Origin of the sequence: Polyangium sp. 15x6 (genome assembly GCF_029960785.1) — a bacterium.
Classification (GTDB): Bacteria; Myxococcota_A; Polyangia; order Polyangiales; family Polyangiaceae; genus Polyangium.
The window spans coordinates 99,179-116,905 of record NZ_JASBQE010000012.1; the positions used below are offsets into that span (position 1 = coordinate 99,179).

General features: G+C 67.7%; 12 protein-coding genes. 8 read left to right on the forward strand and 4 right to left on the reverse strand.

The window, feature by feature from the left end; all coding sequences use genetic code 11:
* The first annotated feature begins 75 nt into the window (after window positions 1-75).
* The 5 genes from atpD to QHF83_RS11900 all read left to right on the forward strand — a co-directional run bounded on the left by atpD (window position 76) and on the right by QHF83_RS11900 (window position 6,490).
* A complete protein-coding gene (gene atpD / locus QHF83_RS11880) occupies window positions 76-1,500 on the forward strand; it encodes a F0F1 ATP synthase subunit beta (protein WP_282417903.1) in 1,425 nt (474 codons plus the stop codon).
* Between the two features lie 2 nt (window positions 1,501-1,502).
* Entirely contained in the window at window positions 1,503-2,057 is a 555-nt protein-coding gene (gene atpC / locus QHF83_RS11885; protein WP_282417904.1) for an ATP synthase F1 subunit epsilon, read from the forward strand.
* A 111-nt stretch (window positions 2,058-2,168) separates the two neighbouring features.
* Window positions 2,169-4,094, forward strand: a complete 1,926-nt coding sequence (gene dnaG, locus QHF83_RS11890) for a DNA primase (protein ID WP_282417905.1) — start codon at window positions 2,169-2,171, stop codon at window positions 4,092-4,094.
* 108 nt (window positions 4,095-4,202) lie between these two features.
* Window positions 4,203-6,089: an RNA polymerase sigma factor RpoD gene (rpoD, locus tag QHF83_RS11895; protein WP_272423502.1), complete on the forward strand. Its 1,887-nt coding sequence runs from the start codon at window positions 4,203-4,205 to the stop codon at window positions 6,087-6,089.
* A gap of 38 nt (window positions 6,090-6,127) precedes the next feature.
* The gene (locus QHF83_RS11900; protein WP_282417906.1) at window positions 6,128-6,490 is read left to right on the forward strand and encodes a hypothetical protein; all 363 of its coding nucleotides are present in this window, start codon (window positions 6,128-6,130) and stop codon (window positions 6,488-6,490) included.
* 28 nt (window positions 6,491-6,518) lie between these two features.
* Here the strand turns inward: QHF83_RS11900 and QHF83_RS11905 are convergent, their stop codons facing one another.
* Together QHF83_RS11905 and bamA are read right to left on the reverse strand one after the other, a co-directional pair.
* Window positions 6,519-7,322 (reverse strand): rhomboid family intramembrane serine protease, encoded by an 804-nt coding sequence (locus tag QHF83_RS11905; RefSeq protein ID WP_282417907.1) that lies wholly within the window; start codon window positions 7,320-7,322, stop codon window positions 6,519-6,521.
* A gap of 186 nt (window positions 7,323-7,508) precedes the next feature.
* The gene (bamA, locus tag QHF83_RS11910) at window positions 7,509-10,175 is read right to left on the reverse strand and encodes an outer membrane protein assembly factor BamA (protein WP_282417908.1); all 2,667 of its coding nucleotides are present in this window, start codon (window positions 10,173-10,175) and stop codon (window positions 7,509-7,511) included.
* Between the two features lie 351 nt (window positions 10,176-10,526).
* On the opposite strand from bamA, the gene QHF83_RS11915 reads away from it, so the two are divergent.
* The 3 genes from QHF83_RS11915 to QHF83_RS11925 all read left to right on the forward strand — a co-directional run bounded on the left by QHF83_RS11915 (window position 10,527) and on the right by QHF83_RS11925 (window position 15,846).
* On the forward strand, window positions 10,527-12,959 hold the full coding sequence (locus QHF83_RS11915) for a DNA topoisomerase (ATP-hydrolyzing) (RefSeq protein ID WP_282417909.1): 2,433 nt from the start codon (window positions 10,527-10,529) through the stop codon (window positions 12,957-12,959).
* Between the two features lie 3 nt (window positions 12,960-12,962).
* The gene (locus tag QHF83_RS11920) at window positions 12,963-14,897 is read left to right on the forward strand and encodes a DNA topoisomerase IV subunit B (protein ID WP_282417910.1); all 1,935 of its coding nucleotides are present in this window, start codon (window positions 12,963-12,965) and stop codon (window positions 14,895-14,897) included.
* Between the two features lie 505 nt (window positions 14,898-15,402).
* Window positions 15,403-15,846, forward strand: a complete 444-nt coding sequence (locus QHF83_RS11925) for a helix-turn-helix domain-containing protein (protein ID WP_282417911.1) — start codon at window positions 15,403-15,405, stop codon at window positions 15,844-15,846.
* A 418-nt stretch (window positions 15,847-16,264) separates the two neighbouring features.
* Here the strand turns inward: QHF83_RS11925 and QHF83_RS11930 are convergent, their stop codons facing one another.
* Entirely contained in the window at window positions 16,265-16,711 is a 447-nt protein-coding gene (locus tag QHF83_RS11930) for a hypothetical protein (RefSeq protein WP_282417912.1), read from the reverse strand.
* A gap of 58 nt (window positions 16,712-16,769) precedes the next feature.
* On the reverse strand, window positions 16,770-17,615 hold the full coding sequence (locus tag QHF83_RS11935; RefSeq protein WP_282417913.1) for a carbon-nitrogen hydrolase family protein: 846 nt from the start codon (window positions 17,613-17,615) through the stop codon (window positions 16,770-16,772).
* Between the last annotated feature and the right edge of the window lie 112 nt (window positions 17,616-17,727).

Here is a 17,727-nt window from a genome sequence, read left to right on the forward strand (position 1 = left end):
CACGGTGGCCGTGGTAGTGGCCGCGCGCGTTCGTCGTCATGGCGTCATGGCGATTCGCTGGAGGAGCCCCGCCCCATGTCGGTTGGAAAGATTACCCAGGTCATCGGCCCCGTCGTCGACGTCGACTTTCCGGCGGGCCAGCTTCCGAAGATTTTGAATGCGATCAAGGTGTCGAACCCGAGCATCTCGGGCGAGGCCGACAACCTCACGCTCGAGGTCGCGCAGCACCTCGGCGAGTCGACCGTGCGCGCGATCGCCATGGACACGACGGACGGCCTCGTGCGGGGCATGGAGGTTCGCGACACGGGCAAGCCGATCATGATGCCGGTCGGCCCGGCTTGTCTCGGACGCATTCTGAACGTCGTCGGCGCGCCCGTGGACGAGGCGGGGCCCGTGAACGCGGACAAGTTTGCGCCCATCCACAAGGATCCGCCGAAGTTCGTCGATCAGTCGACGAAGGTCGAGATCTTCGAGACGGGCATCAAGGTCATCGACCTGCTCGCGCCCTACCGCAAGGGCGGCAAGATCGGCCTGTTCGGCGGCGCCGGCGTCGGCAAGACCGTGCTCATCATGGAGCTCATCAACAACGTCGCGAAGGCGCACGGCGGCGTGTCGGTCTTCGCGGGCGTCGGTGAGCGGACGCGCGAGGGCAACGACCTCCTGCTCGAGATGAGCGAGTCGAAGCTCGAGTCCGGCGCGCCCGTCATCTCGAAGGCCGCGCTGATCTACGGCCAGATGAACGAGCCGCCCGGCGCGCGCGCCCGCGTCGCGCTCTCGGCGCTCACGGTCGCCGAGTACTTCCGCGATGAAGAGGGTCAGGACGTGCTCCTCTTCGTCGACAACATCTTCCGGTTCACGCAGGCCGGCTCCGAGGTGTCCGCGCTCCTCGGCCGCATCCCGAGCGCCGTCGGTTACCAGCCCACGCTCGCGACGGAGATGGGCGCGCTCCAGGAGCGCATCACGTCGACGACGAAGGGCTCGGTCACCAGCGTGCAGGCGATCTACGTCCCCGCCGACGACCTCACGGACCCGGCGCCCGCGACGGCCTTCGCCCACCTCGACGCGACGACCGTTCTCTCGCGCGCGATCAGCGAGCTCGGCATCTACCCGGCCGTCGATCCGCTCGACTCGAACTCGACGATGCTCGACCCGCAGATCGTCGGCCAGAAGCACTACACGGTCGCGCGCCGCGTGCAGCAGACCCTGCAGCGCTACAAGGACCTGCAGGACATCATCGCGATTCTCGGCATGGACGAGCTCAGCGAGGACGACAAGCTCGTCGTGCAGCGCGCGCGCAAGATCCAGCAGTTCCTCTCGCAGCCGTTCTTCGTCGCCGCGCAGTTCACCGGTCGTTCCGGCAAGCTCGTGAGCCTGAAGGACACGATCTCGGGCTTCGAGGAGATCATCGACGGCAAGCTCGATCACGTGGCCGAGCAGGACTTCTACATGGCCGGCGGCATCGATGAGGTGAAGGCGCGGGCCGAGGGCAAGCGGGCCTGATCATGGCCGAGACCATCGTGCTCGAGATCGTGACGCCCACGGGCGTCGCGCTGCGCAAGGAGGTCACGGACGTGACCGCGCCGAGCGTGGCGGGTGAGTTCGGCGTGATGCCGGGCCACCTGCCGCTGCTCGCGGCGCTCCGCACCGGCCTCGTCACGTACCACGAGGCCGGCAAGGAGCATCGCCTTGCCGTCGCGCATGGGTTCGTCGAGGTCGTGGGCGACAAGGCGCTGCTCCTCACGGAGAAGTACATCCAGAAGGACGATGTCGATGTCGTCCGGGTTCGCCTGCGCCTGAAGGAGGTCGACGCGGAGCTCGACCACTGGCAGGGCGACCTCACGGATCCGAAGCGTCGCACGCTCATCGAGGAGGAGCAGTGGCTCGCCACGCAGCTCGAGCTCATCGGCGATCCGCCGCTGCCGCTCGTGCGTGAAGACACGCGCTTTCTCGTGGATCACGCCGAAGCGCCGCCCGTCGACGAGATGATCGAGGGCCAGACCCCCGACGAGAGCCTCACGGATCACAAGAAGCCGGGCTCTGCCTTCCCCGACGCCTGAAAAAGCCTCCACGTCCGGAGGCGCGTCACGAACACCAAGCGCGCCGGTCGATCTCGAGACGAGGACTCGGGACGATCGGCGCGTTTGTCATTATCTTGATCGCGTAGGACGATGATTCACGCCGATACGATCGCGCGGGTCAAAGAGCGCACGGATCTCGTGTCGCTCGTCGGCGAGACCGTTCGCCTCACCCGGCGCGGTCGCTCGTTCGTCGGGCTCTGCCCCTTCCACAAGGAAAAATCGCCGAGCTTCCACGTGAATCCGGAGCGCGGCATCTTCCACTGCTTCGGCTGCAAGGAGAGCGGCACGGCCATCGACTTCGTCATGAAGGTCGAGGGCATGAACTTCGCCGAGGCGGTGCGCGCGCTCGCCGAGCGGAGCGGCGTGGAGATCATCGAGACCGCGACTGAAGCGGAGCGGCGCGAGGCGAACGCGGCGCGGCGCGCGCGCGACGACCTGTACGCCGTGAGCCACCTCGCGGCGACGTTCTTCGAGCAGAGCATGCGTGGTCCGAGCGCGCATCCCCTCGCCTCCTACGCGCTCGGCGAGCTCGCGCGGCGCGCGCTCGACACGCATGAGGCGACGGGCCCCGTGGCCGACGCGCTGCAGGCGTTTCGCGTGGGCTACGCGCCGCCGGGCTGGGACGGGCTCGCGAACTTCCTCAAGCGGCAAGGCGTCTCGCCGGTCCTCGCCGAGAAGGTGGGCCTGCTCGTCGCGCGTGGCACGGGCACGGGGTTTTACGATCGGTTCCGGCACCGCCTCATGTTCGCCGTGACCGACGTGCAAGGCCGCGTGATCGCGTTCAGCGGCCGGAGCCTCCCCGAGCCCACGCCCGACGAGATGCGACGCTTGGGGCTCCAACCATCGAACGCGGCCGAGTCGCCGGCGAAGTACATGAACAGCCCCGAGTCGCCGATCTACACGAAGGGCGAGCACCTCTTCGGGCTGCACCAGGCGCGCCACGCGATCCGCCAGGACGGCCTGGCGATCCTCGTCGAGGGCAACTTCGATGTCCTTTCGTTGCACGCGCGCGGCATCTGCAACGTCATCGCGCCGCTCGGCACCGCGTTCACGACGGCGCAGGCGAAGCTCCTCAAGCGCTTCGCGCCCACCGTGACGATCCTCTTCGACGGCGACGCGGCCGGGCGCAAGGCCACGTGGGCCGCACGCATCCCGGTCCACGAAGGCGGCCTCGAAGGGCGCGCGGCGACGCTGCCCGCGAAGCTCGATCCCGACGAGCTCGTGCGAACCAAGGGCCCCGAGGCGCTGAAGAGCGTCCTCAAGAGCGCGAAGGAGCTCTACGAGCACCTCATCGAGGACGCGCTCCAGAACGACTCGTTCAACGACGCCACGACCGACGGCAAACTCGCGCGCATGCGTGCGGTGGCAAACTTACTCGGGGAACAAAAGGACCCCGTGAAGCGCCTCATGCTGAAGACGTACGCCGATCGGCTGTCGTCGAAACTCATCGTGGGCGGCACGGCGCCGGCCGATCTGCGTCAAGTCGAACAGCTCCTCGAACAGGCAACGAGGTACGACACAGAACAACCCATGGAGCTCCGCGCGGCCGAGACCACGGTGCCGGGTCACCGGGCACGTTCGCGTTCCCAGGTCCAAGACGTGGGGGAGCACATCCTGGGTGCACTTCTCGACCATCCCGTTCTGCTCGACGACCCTGAAGTGATGGAGGCACTCGACGTGCTGGATGGGGATCTCGCATTGGCCGCTGGCGCGCTGCGTCAGTCCCTCGGGGCGGAAACGCAACTTATTCCCGACGAATTTCTTGCGCATATCCCGGCGTCGATCCAAGCATTCGCGGCTGGACGGCTCGCGTCGCCCGTCTTCGAGACGGCCGATGTGGCGAGAGAAGAGCTCTTAAAGAACGCAGGGAAGTTGAGACGCTTGAGCTTGTCACGCGAGAAAGCCGCGACGGTGGACGAGCTCCAACGAGTCGCGCCGCTGGGGGATGTGGAGCGCGAGGCAGCGCTGCTTCGTGAAGCGGTGCGCAAGGCCAAGGCCAAGTTGGGGCTCGGCTGACGGGTTTTTTTGCGCGCGCATGAGTCCGCGCGAGCGTGACGAACGTTTTTTTCTCGGTGTGGTTCCTTGAAGCACGTGGCCCGACGTGGGCCCGGTGGAGCGAATGGGATGGCGAGCAAGGCCAAGCAGTCTGCGGGTCGGGCAAGCGGATCGGGCGCGGGGAAAAGTGGCGGCGGAGTCGCACAAGGCGCTCGGGGGGACCGCGGGACGAGGCCGCAGGCACCGGATGGGGCGGGGAAGTCGGATCCGCGCAAGGCGCTCGAGAAGCTCGTCGATGCGGGCAAGACGAAGGGCTTTCTCACGTATGACGAGGTGAACGACGCGCTGCCCGCGGACGTCTCTCCCGATCAGCTCGACGATGTCGTCGGCGCACTCGGCGACGAGGACATCGAGATCGTCGACGGCGCGACGCAGGTGAAGATCGCGCCGAAGCGCATCGCGGACGAGGAGGCGAGCGACAAGAAGCTCGTCGTCACGCAGGATCGCGAGGAAGAGGACGTCGACTACTACTCGAAGTCGAACGATCCCGTCCGGATGTACCTGCGCAAGATGGGGAGCGTCTCGCTCCTCACGCGCGAGGGCGAGGTCGAGATCGCCAAGCGCATCGAGCAGGGCGAGCAGTCGGTCAACGCCGCGATCCTCGACTCGCCGATCGCCGTGCGCGAGATCATCGATCTCGGCGAGAAGCTCCGGAAGCACAAGATCCGCGTGAAGGAGCTCATCAAGGACGCGGAGAGCGACGATCAGGAGTTCGACGAGGAGGAGGCCGATCGCCGCATCATCCGCCTCATCGACAAGGTCAAGCGCCTCGACAAGAAGAAGGCCGACCTGCTCGAGGAGCGCAAGGAGGTCAAGACCGACGGCCGTCGCAAGCAGCTCGACGCCGAGGTCGTGCTGACCACGGGCGAGCTCGTGACGACGCTCGAGGAGATGCGCCTCAACAAGAAGACGATCGACAAGATCGTGCAGAAGTTGAAGGGCCTCATCTCGAAGGTGGAGAAGGCCGAGGCCGGCGCGACCGAGATCGAGAAGCGCACGGGCATGAGCAAGGCCGAGCTCCGGCGCGAGCTCGCGAAGGTGAAGGGCAACAAGCTCGCCGAGGCGCGGCTCGCGAAGAAGCTGAACGTCTCGCGCGAGGATCTGCTCGACCTCGAGTCCACCCTGAAGAACGCGCAGAAGGGGCTCAAGAGGGTCGAGGAGGAGCTCAACATCGACGTCGAGGCCATCCGCGGCACCTACGAGAGCATCCGCGAAGGCGAGCGCATGGCCGAGCGCGCGAAGGCCGAGCTCGTCGAGGCAAACCTCCGGCTCGTCGTCTCGATCGCGAAGAAGTACACGAACCGCGGCCTGCAGTTCCTCGACCTGATCCAGGAGGGGAACATCGGCCTCATGAAGGCCGTCGACAAGTTCGAGTACAAGCGCGGCTACAAGTTCTCGACGTACGCGACGTGGTGGATCCGGCAAGCCATCACGCGCGCGATCGCCGATCAGGCCCGGACCATCCGCATCCCGGTGCACATGATCGAGACGATCAACAAGCTCATCCGCACCTCGCGTTACCTCGTGCAGGAGTACGGCCGCGAGCCGACCCCCGAGGAGATCGCCGAGAAGATGGAGCTGCCGCTCGACAAGGTCCGCAAGGTCCTGAAGATCGCGAAGGAGCCCATCTCGCTCGAGACCCCGATCGGCGAGGAGGAAGATTCGCATCTCGGCGACTTCATCGAGGACAAGAGCGTGATCTCGCCCGCCGAGGCGGTGATCAACATGAACCTCGCGGAGCAGACCCGGAAGGTTCTCAAGACGCTCACCCCTCGCGAGGAAAAAGTCCTCCGCATGCGCTTCGGCATCGGCGAGAAGAGCGATCACACGCTCGAAGAGGTCGGCCAGGACTTCGAGGTCACGCGCGAGCGCATCCGGCAGATCGAAGCCAAGGCGCTGCGCAAGCTCCGCCACCCGAGCCGCTCGAAGCAGCTCAAGAGCTTCATCGATAGCTGAGCTTGTCCGGCCGAAGCCGACGCGCTTAAACTCCCGGCATGAATACGAGGGGTGCTCCGAAGCGATCGTTCGCAGGGGGAGCGCCCCTCGTCTTTTTCGCGCTGGCGTGCCTCGCGACAAGCTGCGCGCGGAACGTGACCGAGGACGACTGCAAGGCCGTGGGCGAGCACCTGCACGTGCTCTGGACCGCCGAGGCGAAGTTTCCCGAGGCGGCGAGCCCTTCGGCGGAGAAGGCCGTCGCCGTCGTGAAGAGCGAAGGGCAACGGCTGGAGGAGTCGTTCGTCGCCGACTGCAAGCGCGACCTCGTCGGCAAGCCTCGCGCGTCAGGCGAGTTCTCCTGCCTCAGCCACGCGAAGACGCTCGCCGACGTGCGAACGTGCGCGACGATCCCGGCGCATTAGGCCCACACGCTGGGTCGCTCCGCGTCCCCTAGTTGAGGTACCGCTTGTCCTTCGGAGGCGTCTTCGAGCCGCCCTCGATCACGCGCAGCGGCGGCCCCGCGGCGCGGCGTGCGCGGGCGGCTTCGGCCTTCACGGTGGCCTCGGCGCGGAGCGCTGCCGTCTGCGCCTGAATCTGGCGCAGGCGCAGCTTCAGGTAGAACCGACGAAGCGGCGAACGGTCGCCGAAGAGCCAGCCGGCCAGCATGCCGCCGAACGGGGTCACGAGGCCCTCGGACGTGTGGCGGTTCAGCGCGATCACGTTCAGCACGGAGAGCACGAAGATGATCGCGACCATCGCGCCGGCCGACACCGGCAGCACGAAGAACATGCGCACCTGCGCGTCGCGGTTCTGCAGCGCCCACGCGACGGCGACGGCCTCGATCATCCCGAGCCCGCCGAACCACATGGCCTGGTTCAGCTTCGGCACGAGCGCGCCCACGGCGACCTGGGTGGCGAACGCGAAGGCGCCCGAGCCGAAGAGGAAGATCAGCATGCGCCGCGCGCCCCAGCGCGATTCGAGCGTGGGCGCGAGGAAGTAGAGCCCGAGCAGGGTCATCAGGAAGGGCCCGGGGCTCGAGGTGTCGTGGAAGAGCGGCGCCGTGAAGAGGCGCCAGACCTGGCCGCGGAGCACGCCCGCGGTCGTGCCGGCCATGAACTGGGCGATACCCACGCCGACCTCCACCCAGTTGATGCTCAGCGCGAGGCCGACCCACAGGACGGTGATGGCGATCATCATCCCGCTGATGGCCTTGCCAGGGCGAGGCAGGACGAACTGGACGGGGCTAGGGCGCATCGTCCATGGAGCTACCAACAGGAACGCGGACGGGCAACCGGAGGGCGCGGGAAAGGCCATGCCGGCCGTCCCGAGCGTAGCGCCGGGGTTTCACCCCGGGCCCGACCAGGGGCTGTTCGCCCCTGGACCCGAACCAGGGCAAGCCCTGGACCGTTGGTGCATCGACCGCGGTGCGGTCGATGCATCTCAGAAGAAGTTGCCGATCGTGAACTCGAAGCGGCTCGCCTGCTCGTAGGGGAGCGGCTTGAACGGGAAGCCGTACTCGAAGCGCAGCGGGCCGAGCGGCGAGAACCAGCGAAGGCCGAAGCCCCAGGACGTGCGGACGTTGAGGAGCTGATCCGGCGTGAAGCAGGGGTTCGTCGCGGAGAACGGCGACGCCGGGTTCGCCTCGCAGTAGTTGCGCTCGAGGTTCCAGGCGTTGCCGAGGTCGGTGAAGAGGACGCCGCGGATGCCGACCTGCTCCAGGATCGTGAACTCGAGCTCGGCGTTCTGGTAGTACATCAGGTTGCCGCCGATGGGCGTCCCGTTCGGGACCGGGCTCCCGTTCGGATCGAGCGTCCGGGTCAGGGTCAGGCGCGGGCCAACGCTGCGCAGGAGGAAGCCGCGCAGGTCGAGGATGCCGCCGAGGAAGAAGCGCGCGAAGATCGGCACGCCCTCGGGCGAGGGGCTCGTCACCGCGCCGAACTCGCTGTTCACCTTGAAGACGAGCCAGTCGCGGATCGGGTAGTAGAAGCGCGCGGTGTTACGGAACCGGACGAACTGCTGCTCGCTGCCGAAGTACTTCGAGGCGAGCTCGACCGAGCCCTGGAGGAAGATACCCGACGACGGGAAGAGCTGGTTGTTGCGGGTGTCGTAGGTGATCGTCGGCCGGATGCTCGAGATGATGCCGTCGTTGTAGACGTTCGCGAGCGGCATGCTCTGGAAGTAGTTCACCGCCGATGCAGTGCCGAAGAGCGTCGACGTCGTCTGCGTGGAGATCTCGTTCGACTCGAGCGTGTACGTGAGCGCCACGCGGAGCTCGGGCTGGATGATCGGGTAGCCGAGCGTGAGCGATCCGCCGAGCGAGGTCTGCGAGAAGTCGTTGAAGACGCGGAGCTGATCGTACGCGCTGATCGCCGCGGAGAACTGCGTGTCGAAGAGGTACGGCTCGAAGAACCGGACGTCGATGAGCTGACGGAGGCCCGAGATCTGCGCCTGCAGCGAGAGCGACTGGCCGCGACCGAAGAGGTTCTGCTGCTGGACCTGCGCCGTCGCGATGAAGTTCTCGATGCTGGAGAAGCCCGCGCCGACCTGGAAGGTGCCCGTCGGCTTCTCCACCACCTCGACGTTGATGTTGATGTGCTCGGCGTCGTCGCCCTGCTCGGTCGAGATGTCGACGCGCTCGAAGTAGCCGAGCATCGTGATGCGTCGCTTGCTGCGCTCGAGCTTCGACTCGCTGAAGAGCTGCTCCTCGAGCAGCTCCATCTCGCGACGGATGACCTTGTCGCGCGTCTTCGTGTTGCCGCGGATCTCGATGCGTCCGATCTTGATCGGCTGGTTGCGCCGGATCGCGACGATGATGTCGACCTCCTGGCGCTCCGGATCGAGGTCGGTCGCGGGCGGGGCCTCCACGTTCGCGTAGCCCTGATCGCGGTACATCGTCTGGATCAGGCCGAGGTCCGCGGCGAGCTCGGCGCGGTTGAACCAGTCGCCGCTCTTCGCGCGGACCATCTCGCGCAGGCGCCTGCGGCCGCCGATGGGCTCGATCTCCTTGCCCTCGGCGTCGCGCTCGTAAATGCGGAGCTGGCGGATCTTGTAGCGCGGGCCCTCGTTGATGGTGAGCGTCACCTCGATGCCGGTGCGATCCGGCGTGAGCATCACGCGCGGCGTCGCGATCTGCACCGAGAGGAAGCCGCGGTCGTAGTAGAGCGCCGAGAGGACGAGCACGTCGCGCTCGAACGCGTCCTGTCGGAACGCGCCGCCCGTGCCGAAATCGAAGAAGCTGCCTTGCCCGGTGATCATCACCTCGCGCAGCTCGGCGTCGGGAATGTTGTTGTTCCCGATGAACGTGACGCGCCGGACCGTGACCCGCTCGTGCTCCTTGATCTTGAAGCGGAGCAGCACCTCGTTGTCGCGCTGCGGGACCGTCTCGTACGAGACCTCGGCGAGGAAGTAGCCCTCCTCCGCGTACTTGTCGCGCAGCTTCTGGATGCCGCGACGGATCGCGTTGTAGCTGAGGATCGTGCCGCTCTTGACCTCGACGCTGAGCGCCTCCGTGAGGTCTTCCGCGCTGATGTTCTGGTTGCCGTCGAACTCGATCGTCTTGATGTTCGGACGTTCGCGCACGAGGATCCGCAGGTGGACTCCGTCGTCGCGGCGGGTCAGGTCGACCTCGATGTCCTCGAAGAAGCCCGAGTCCCAGAGCTCGCGCACGTCACGCGAGAGGCCCTCCGGCGTGAAGGGTTTGCCCACGCGCGCGGTGCCGAGATAAGCGCGGATGTCGTCCGCGGAGATGCGACGATTGCCCGCGATGACGACGCGCGCGACGGACTGACCACGCGCGAGCTCGGCCTCGGTCGGCGCGAGCGTCGGCACCGGCTGAGCGGCCTCTTCCGGGCGCGCGCCGGGCGCTGCAGCGCCGTTTCCGTTCGGCGCCGAGGGCGCGCCTTTCTCTTCGTCGGCTTCGTCTTCGTCGCCTTGTCCTGCCGCATCCTTCGCTGCGGGAGGCTGCGCTGCGCCTTCCGGCGGGCCTCCTTGCGCGAAGGCCACCCGAGGCGAGAGCCCGGTGATCGTGAAGACGACCAGAAGGGCGCTCGTCCACAGGAGCCGGAGCCGGCTCGTCAGGCGGTTGGGTGGGATAGGCGTCGTGTACAAGGGGCGCCTCCCCGTAGCCCAGCGGGCCAGAGGTCTCAAGGTGGGAGCCGTTGGTTTTCCATGTCCATGTGTGGACGGTAGGGCGCCCGGGACGAGGAGCGTCCGTCGGGGAAGGGCCGGATCGTGGGCACGGGGCGCGTATTCGCCCGCGAAATCCCTCTGGACGAACGCTTTTCGGGGCCGGCGTGCCCGCCCCGTCCGTGCCGCCGTGGCTTGACCGATCGGCGCTCCGTGGGTAATGGCATCCCCTGCCTGCGGCCCCACTGAACGCGGGTACACCGTCGATTCCTGGGGGGCGCGCGCGAGCCGAGGCGGCCGCGCCTTGCCTCCCCATCCCTGGAGATAACGCCCGTGCCCCCTGCCCAGCAGGTCCCGTTTCCCCTCGATGGCGAGGGTGGTCAGAAGAGGCCTCGGCGCGCCCCCAAGACCCCGGGCGGCAGCGAGCCGCCCCCGCCTCCGCCGGTGCCCGACACGTCGCTCGCGGAAGAGGCGCAGCGCAAGTACCTGAACTACGCGCTCAGCGTCATCACGTCCCGCGCGCTGCCCGACGTGCGCGACGGCCTGAAGCCCGTGCAGCGCCGCATCCTCTACGCGATGCTGCACGACCTTCACCTCGCCCCCGACGGGCGCTTCCGCAAGAGCGCGGCGGTGGTCGGCGACGTGATGGGTAAGTACCACCCGCACGGCGACACCGCGATCTACGACGCGATGGTCCGGCTCGCGCAGGACTTCGTGATGCGCGCGCCGCTCGTCGCGGGCCACGGCAACTTCGGCTCGATCGACGGCGATGCACCCGCCGCGATGCGTTACACCGAAGCGAAGCTGCGGCCGCTCGCGCTGGAGCTGCTCGGCGAGCTCGGCAAGCGCACGGTCGAGTGGCGGCCGAACTACGACGGCACGAAGAGCGAGCCCGTCATCCTGCCGTCGCGCTTCCCGAACCTGCTCGTGAACGGCTCGCAGGGCATCGCCGTCGGCATGGCGACGAGCATCCCGCCGCACAACCTCGCGGAGGTGCTCGACGCTTGCATCGAGCTCTCGAACCAGCGCGATCTGCCGGTGAGCCGGCTCTTGAAGAAGATCAAGGGCCCGGACTTCCCGACGGGCGGCCAGCTCCACGCGACGAAGGAGGAGCTCGAGGCGGTCTACACGACGGGCCAGGGCTCGCTGAAGCTGCGCGGCGAGTGGAAGGTCGAAGAGGACGACTCGAAGCGCGGGCCCTCGTTCCTCGTGATCACGTCGATCCCGTACGGCGTCGAGCGCAAGGCGATCGTCGAGAAGATCGCGGAGGTGATCATCTCGAAGAAGCTGCCGCCGCTGCTCGACGTGCGCGACGAGTCGACGGACCTCGTGCGCATCGTGCTGGAGACGAAGCGCGGGACGGATCCGCAGCTCGTCATGGCGTACCTCTACAAGCACACGCCGCTCGCGGTGCACGTGCCGGTGAACCTCACCTGCCTCGTGCCCACGGACAACCCCGACGTGTCCGCGCCGAAGCGCCTCGGGCTCGACGAGATCCTGAACCAGTTCCTCACGTTCCGGTACTCGACGGTGACGCGGCGTCTGGAGTTCGATCTCGGCGAGCTCAAGGCGCGCATCCACGTCCTCGAGGGCCTCGAGATCGTCTTCGACGCGCTCGACGAGGTGATCGCGATCATCCGCAAGAGCGAAGGCAAGGCGGACGCCGCGAGCAAGCTGATCAAGCGCTTCGAGCTCTCGGAGGAACAGACGGACGCGATCCTGGAGCTGCGCCTCTATCGCCTCGCGCGGCTGGAGATCCAGGTCGTGCGCAAGGAGCTCGCGGACAAACGCACGGAGGCCAAGCGCCTCGAGGCGCTGCTCAAGAGCGACACGAGGCGATGGGACCTCGTGCGCGACGAGCTCGCCCAGCTGAAGGAGAAGTACGGCGATCGCCGCCGCACGAAGATCATGGGCGCGGTCGACGAGCCGGAGTTCCAGGCCGAGGACTTCATCGTCGCGGAGGACGCGAACATCGTTTTGAGCTCCCAGGGTTGGGTGAAGCGCGTGCGCGAGCTCAAGGACCCGTCCGCGACGCGCCTGCGCGAGGGCGACAGCGTGCTCGCGGCCGTCGCGGGATCGACGCGCTCGGCCGTCGCGTTCTTCTCGAACCTCGGCGCCTGCTACGTCTGCCGCATCCACGACATCCCGCCCTCGACGGGCTACGGCGACCCGGTCCAGAAGCTCTTCAAGCTGGCGGACGGCGAGCGGATGGTCGCGATGATGTCGCTCGATCCGCGCGCGCTCGGCGAGGAGCTCTCCGCGCCGACCGAGGGCGCGGCCGAGCCCGAGCCGCCCTTCGCGCTCGCGCTCACGCGCGGAGGGTTGGGTTTCCGCTTCTCGCTGCGCCAGCACCGCGAGCCGAGCACCCGCGCAGGCCGCAAGTTCGCGAAGCTCAACGAGGGCGACGACATCCTCGCCGTGCTGCTCCCGAGCGCCGGCCGCTCCATCGTGTGCGTCGCGAGCAACGGCTACGCGCTCGGCGTACCCGTCGAGGAGATCGGCGTGCTCTCGGGCGCCGGCAAGGGCGCGATCGTGATGAAGCTCGACGAGAACGAGCGCGTCATCGGCGCGATGCTCGACGATCGCGACGTCATCCAGGCAGAGACCGAAAAAGGCAAGGTCGCGAACCTGGTCCCCGACAGCGTCCTCGGCGCGCGCGGCGAGTTCGGCCGGCAGGTCTTCGCCAAGAAGGACCGCGTCGTCCGGATCGTTCCGCCCCCCGTCGCGACGCCCGTCCTCGGCAAACCCTCCGAGGAGGAGAGCTGATCCATGGCAACGACCGCTACCCCGCAGCCCACCTCCGGATCACGCTACACCGCGAAGGACATCGAGGTCCTCGAGGGCCTCGAGCCGGTGCGCAAGCGCCCCGCGATGTACATCGGCGGGACCGACACGCGCGGCTATCACCACCTGCTCTGGGAGATCGTCGACAACGCGGTCGACGAGGCGATCAACGGCCACGCCAAGCGCATCGAGGTGACGCTCGACGCCGACCGGCGCGGCGCGACCATCTCCGACGACGGCCGCGGCTTCCCGGTCGACGTCCACCCGAAGTACAACCGCCCCGCGCTCGAGCTCATCCTCTGCACGCTGCACGCGGGCGGCAAGTTCGCGAGCTCGAACTACAAGGTCTCCGGCGGCCTGCACGGCGTCGGCTCGAGCGTGGTGAACGCGCTCTCCGTCGAGCTCGAGGTGAAGGTCCTCCGCGACGGCTACGAGCACGTGCAGGCCTTCAGCCGCGGCATCCCCACGGGCAAGCTGAAGCGCGGCGCCCCGACCCGCAAACACGGGACGATCCTGCACTTCCGCCCCGACCCGGAAATCTTTGGGGACAAAGCATCGTTCGACGCGGACACCGTCAGGGAGCGCCTCGAAGCGAAGGCTTACCTGCACGGCGGCCTGCTCATCGTCTTCAAGGATCAGGCGACGGGCGAGACCGTCGAGTTCGTGCACCCGAACGGGATCGCCGACTACCTGCCGAAGCTCGTCACGCAGCGAGGCAAGCCCGCGGTGCACGCGTCGATGTTCCACGTCGCGAAGGACGGCGACATCCGGCTCGAAGCCGTACTGCTGTGGACCGAGTCGCCCGACGAGTCGGTGCGCTCCTACGTGAACGGCATCCCGACGCACACCGGCGGCTCGCACGAGAGCGGCTTCAACACCGCGATCGTGAAGGCCGTGCGTGCCTTCATCGAGGCCAAGAAGATCCAGCCGAAGGGCGTGACGCTCACCGCCGAGGACATCCGCGAGGGCATCGTCGGCCTGCTGTCGATCTACATCCAGGAGCCGCAATTCCAGGGGCAAACGAAGGACCGGCTGAACAACCCCGAGGCCGGCCCCGCCGTCGAAGGCATCGTGCGCCCCGCGCTCGAGCAATGGCTGCTCGACAACGGCACCGCCGGCGAGGCGATCGTGATGCGCGCGATCCTGGCCGCCCGCGCCCGCGAAGCCCGCCGCGAGGCGACGCAGCAGGTCGTCCGCAAGACCGCTGTCTCACACCGCCTGAACCTGCCCGGCAAGCTCGCCGACTGCAGCTCCACCGACCCGAACGAAAGCGAGCTCTTCATCGTCGAGGGCGACAGCGCAGGCGGCTCCGCCAAACAGGGCCGCGACCGGCGCACGCAGGCGATCCTGCCCCTGCGCGGCAAGGTGCTGAACGCCGAGCAAGCCTCGACCTCGAAGGTGCTCTCGAACAAGGAGCTCCAGGACATCGTCAGCGCGCTCGGCTGCGGCTTCGGCAAGGACTTCGACGCCTCGAAGCTCCGTTACGGCCGGATCTTCCTCCTGATGGACGCCGACAGCGACGGACAGCACATCGCCACGCTGCTCCTCACGTTCTTCTACCGCCACCTGCCGGGCCTCATCCGCGGCGGCCACGTCTACCTCGCGCAACCCCCGCTCTACCGGATCGACGCCGGCAAAGAGACGCACTGGGCCCTCGACGAGAAAGAGCGCGACCGCATCCTCGTCAAGCTGCCCAAGGGCCAGAAGCCCGAGATCTCCCGCTTCAAGGGCCTCGGCGAGATGCCCGCCGAGGACCTCAAGGCCACGACGCTCGACCCCCGCCGCCGCCGCGCCCTGCGCGTGGTCATCGAGGGCGAGCTCGAGACCGATCGCATCCTGAACGAGCTCATGGGCAAAGACGCCTCGGCCCGCTTCCGGTTCATCATGGACCGAGCCCAGACCGCCGAAATCGACGTCTGATCCCGAGCCTCCTCCCGCCCTTCCCCCTCACCTCCGCAGTTCGTCCCCACGCACCCCCATGCGTCCGGGATCACGCGCGTCCAGCACTTGCGCAACCGTGGCGCCGCGCCGTCGCGCCGCACCCGGCCATCCGGAGCCGAAGCTGCGCGAGTTGAGCAGACTCGGCGCAACACGAGATCCTGCCGCTCATACGCAGGGTTAGGCCCGAGCGTCAGACGTAGCAAGGGTCGGAACGATGCTCGGGCAACCCCTCTACGCGCCCGAAGGGTCACCAGATCCGCGCAAAATCCCGGCACATTTGCGCTCCGAGTCATGGCCCCTACGTGGTCCCCCGCCCACAGCCCCGATTATGCGCATCCAAGATTGGTACGCCTGCATGGTAAATTTTGCTACCAGCCCCCCCCTCTGACGAGGTTCGGCCCGAGGGTTGCAAAGGCAGAACGTCGAGATGCCGTCACGGCGCCGCATGCAGCGGCGAGATTCCCCGTGGCAAGGAGAGGTTCCCGTGAGCGATGCGCTTCCTTTCACGATGCTGAACGCACCCTCCGCCGCCCGTATGCCCTCGGCCTCGTCCATGCCGCCATTTGCGGTTCGCCAGGCCCCCATCACGCAGACGCTGCCCAAGATCCCAGCACCGCAGCCGTCGCAAATCATCCCGAAGAGCACGCCCGAGCGCATGCGCGTCGCGCGCGAGCGCATCCGGGCCGCCGCCGAAGCCGGTCAACGAATCCGCTCGTACGAGGTCGCCCTCGATCTCGACCTGTCGGAGTTCCACTTCGCCCGGCAATTCCGCGCCGCCTTCGGTCGCTCTCCTCACGTCTTCTACGATGAGGTGCGCGCCCAGAAAGCCCGCGAACTGCTCGCCGACGGCATGAGCGAAGGCGATGTCGCCCGTCGCATCGGCTTCCGCAGGCCCGCCGAGCTGCGCGCCCTGCTGTCGAAGCGCTGAGCGCTGAGCCGAGTCTGCTCAACCAACGCTCCGCCAGTCATCTGGCCCCCTCCCCCACAACGTAGCGCCGGGGTTTCACCCCGGACCCCGACCAGGGGTTGTCCACCCCTGGACCCGGACCAGGGCAAGCCCTGGACGCGGGGCGACAGCGCGCGATGCGCGCTGTCGACAGGGAAATTGTCTCCAGCACCTACGGCAGCGCTGCCATCTCGGCTGGCGAAGCCGCTCGTGGTCTTGCCAGGGCCTGTTCGATGAACTGCGCATCGCGCAGTTCATCGACCCCGAGTCCAGCGCTTGCGCTGGTCCGGGGTGCAGGGGGCGGACAGCCCCCTGCTGGGGTGCGGGGCAACGCCCCGTCCTGCAGCGCGGACGATGTGGCGCGGCTCAGGCTCCGCTGTGCGGAGCGACTGTCGCGGGATCAGCGTGGAGCGCGACGAAGGACGCTCACGCCGGGCCAGGTCTTGCCGCGGTCGGTGACTTCCCACTCGTCTGGGCCGAGGAACCGGCACTTTGCGCCGTCGAACATGCCTCCGCTTGCTCGGAGCGTGAAGGCGTCTCCGGACTCGCCTTCGATGAGATAGGGCGCGCTCTCGTCGGGCGTCTTCGAGGTTCGCACGCTCTGCGCGTCCTTCTCGAAGCCGATTCGCAACGACTCGAAGAGGTCTGCCATCAGCGGCATCGCCTCGTTCGGGATGGGGTGATCCGACGTGTACCGCACGATCTCCCACGTCCCCTGCAGCTTCTTCTTCACGCCCACGAGCTCGGGCTCGGCGGGTTTGTCCGCCTCGACCGCGCCGTTTGTGGCCCCCTCCGCGGGTTGCCCACCATTGCCACCGGCGCAGCCCACGAGGAGCGGCACGAACATGACCCCAAGGCGAAAACGTCCCACGATCCAGGAAGGTACGCCGACTTTGGGAGTCACCTCAAGTCTGCCGCGAAACAACCCCGATCCGTCGGTGCTGGAGGGACGGCAGACTCGCCCGCACCTGCGCGAGATATGCCGGATCGAGCGTCGCCGCGACGATCCCCTCCCCCTCCGAAGCTTGCGCGATGACCTCGCCCCAGGGGTCCACGACGCATGACTTGCCGTACGTCCTGCGTCCCTTCGGATGACTCCCCCACTGCGCCGCCGCGATCACGTAGCACTGCGCCTCGATCGCCCGCGCGCGGAGGAGCACGTGCCAGTGATCCTTGCCCGTCGCGAGCGTGAACGCCGCCGGCACGATGAGCACCTCGGCGCCCCGGGCGACCAGCTCGCGATAAAGCTCGGGGAAGCGCAGATCGTAGCAGATCGAGAGGCCGATCCGCGTGCCTGCGACGTCGACGACGACGGGCTCGTCGCCCGGCATGCACGAGGCCGACTCGCGGTACCGCTGGCCGTCGCCGACCTCGACGTCGAACATGTGCATCTTGCGGTACCGCGCGACGATCTCGCCCGAAGGCGCGACCGCGGCGCAGGTGTTGTGGACACGCTTCGGATCGACAGAGCGCTCGGGCAGGCCGCCCGCGAGGATCCAGACGCCGTGCTTCGTGGCGTTTTCGGCGAGGAACGTGCGGATCCGGCCCCCGTCCTTCGCGTCGAGGTCCTCGGCGACGCGCAGCCGCTCGTCGTCGTCGCCGCCCATGAAGGCGAAGTTCTCGGGCAAGACCACGACCTTCGCGCCGCGGGAAGCAGCCTCGGCCACGAGGCGCCCGGCCCGGCCGAGGTTCTCGGCGAGGTCCGCCTGGCTGTTCATCTGCACCGACGCGACAACGAGAGGCTCACGCATGCGGGGAAGCCTACCTCGCGCGGGGTCGCGCGTGTCGAGCACGCGGACCGTCCACTGAAATCGACCAGAGCTCACGCATGCCCCTTCCCGGCCCCGGATGGGTCGCTATTCT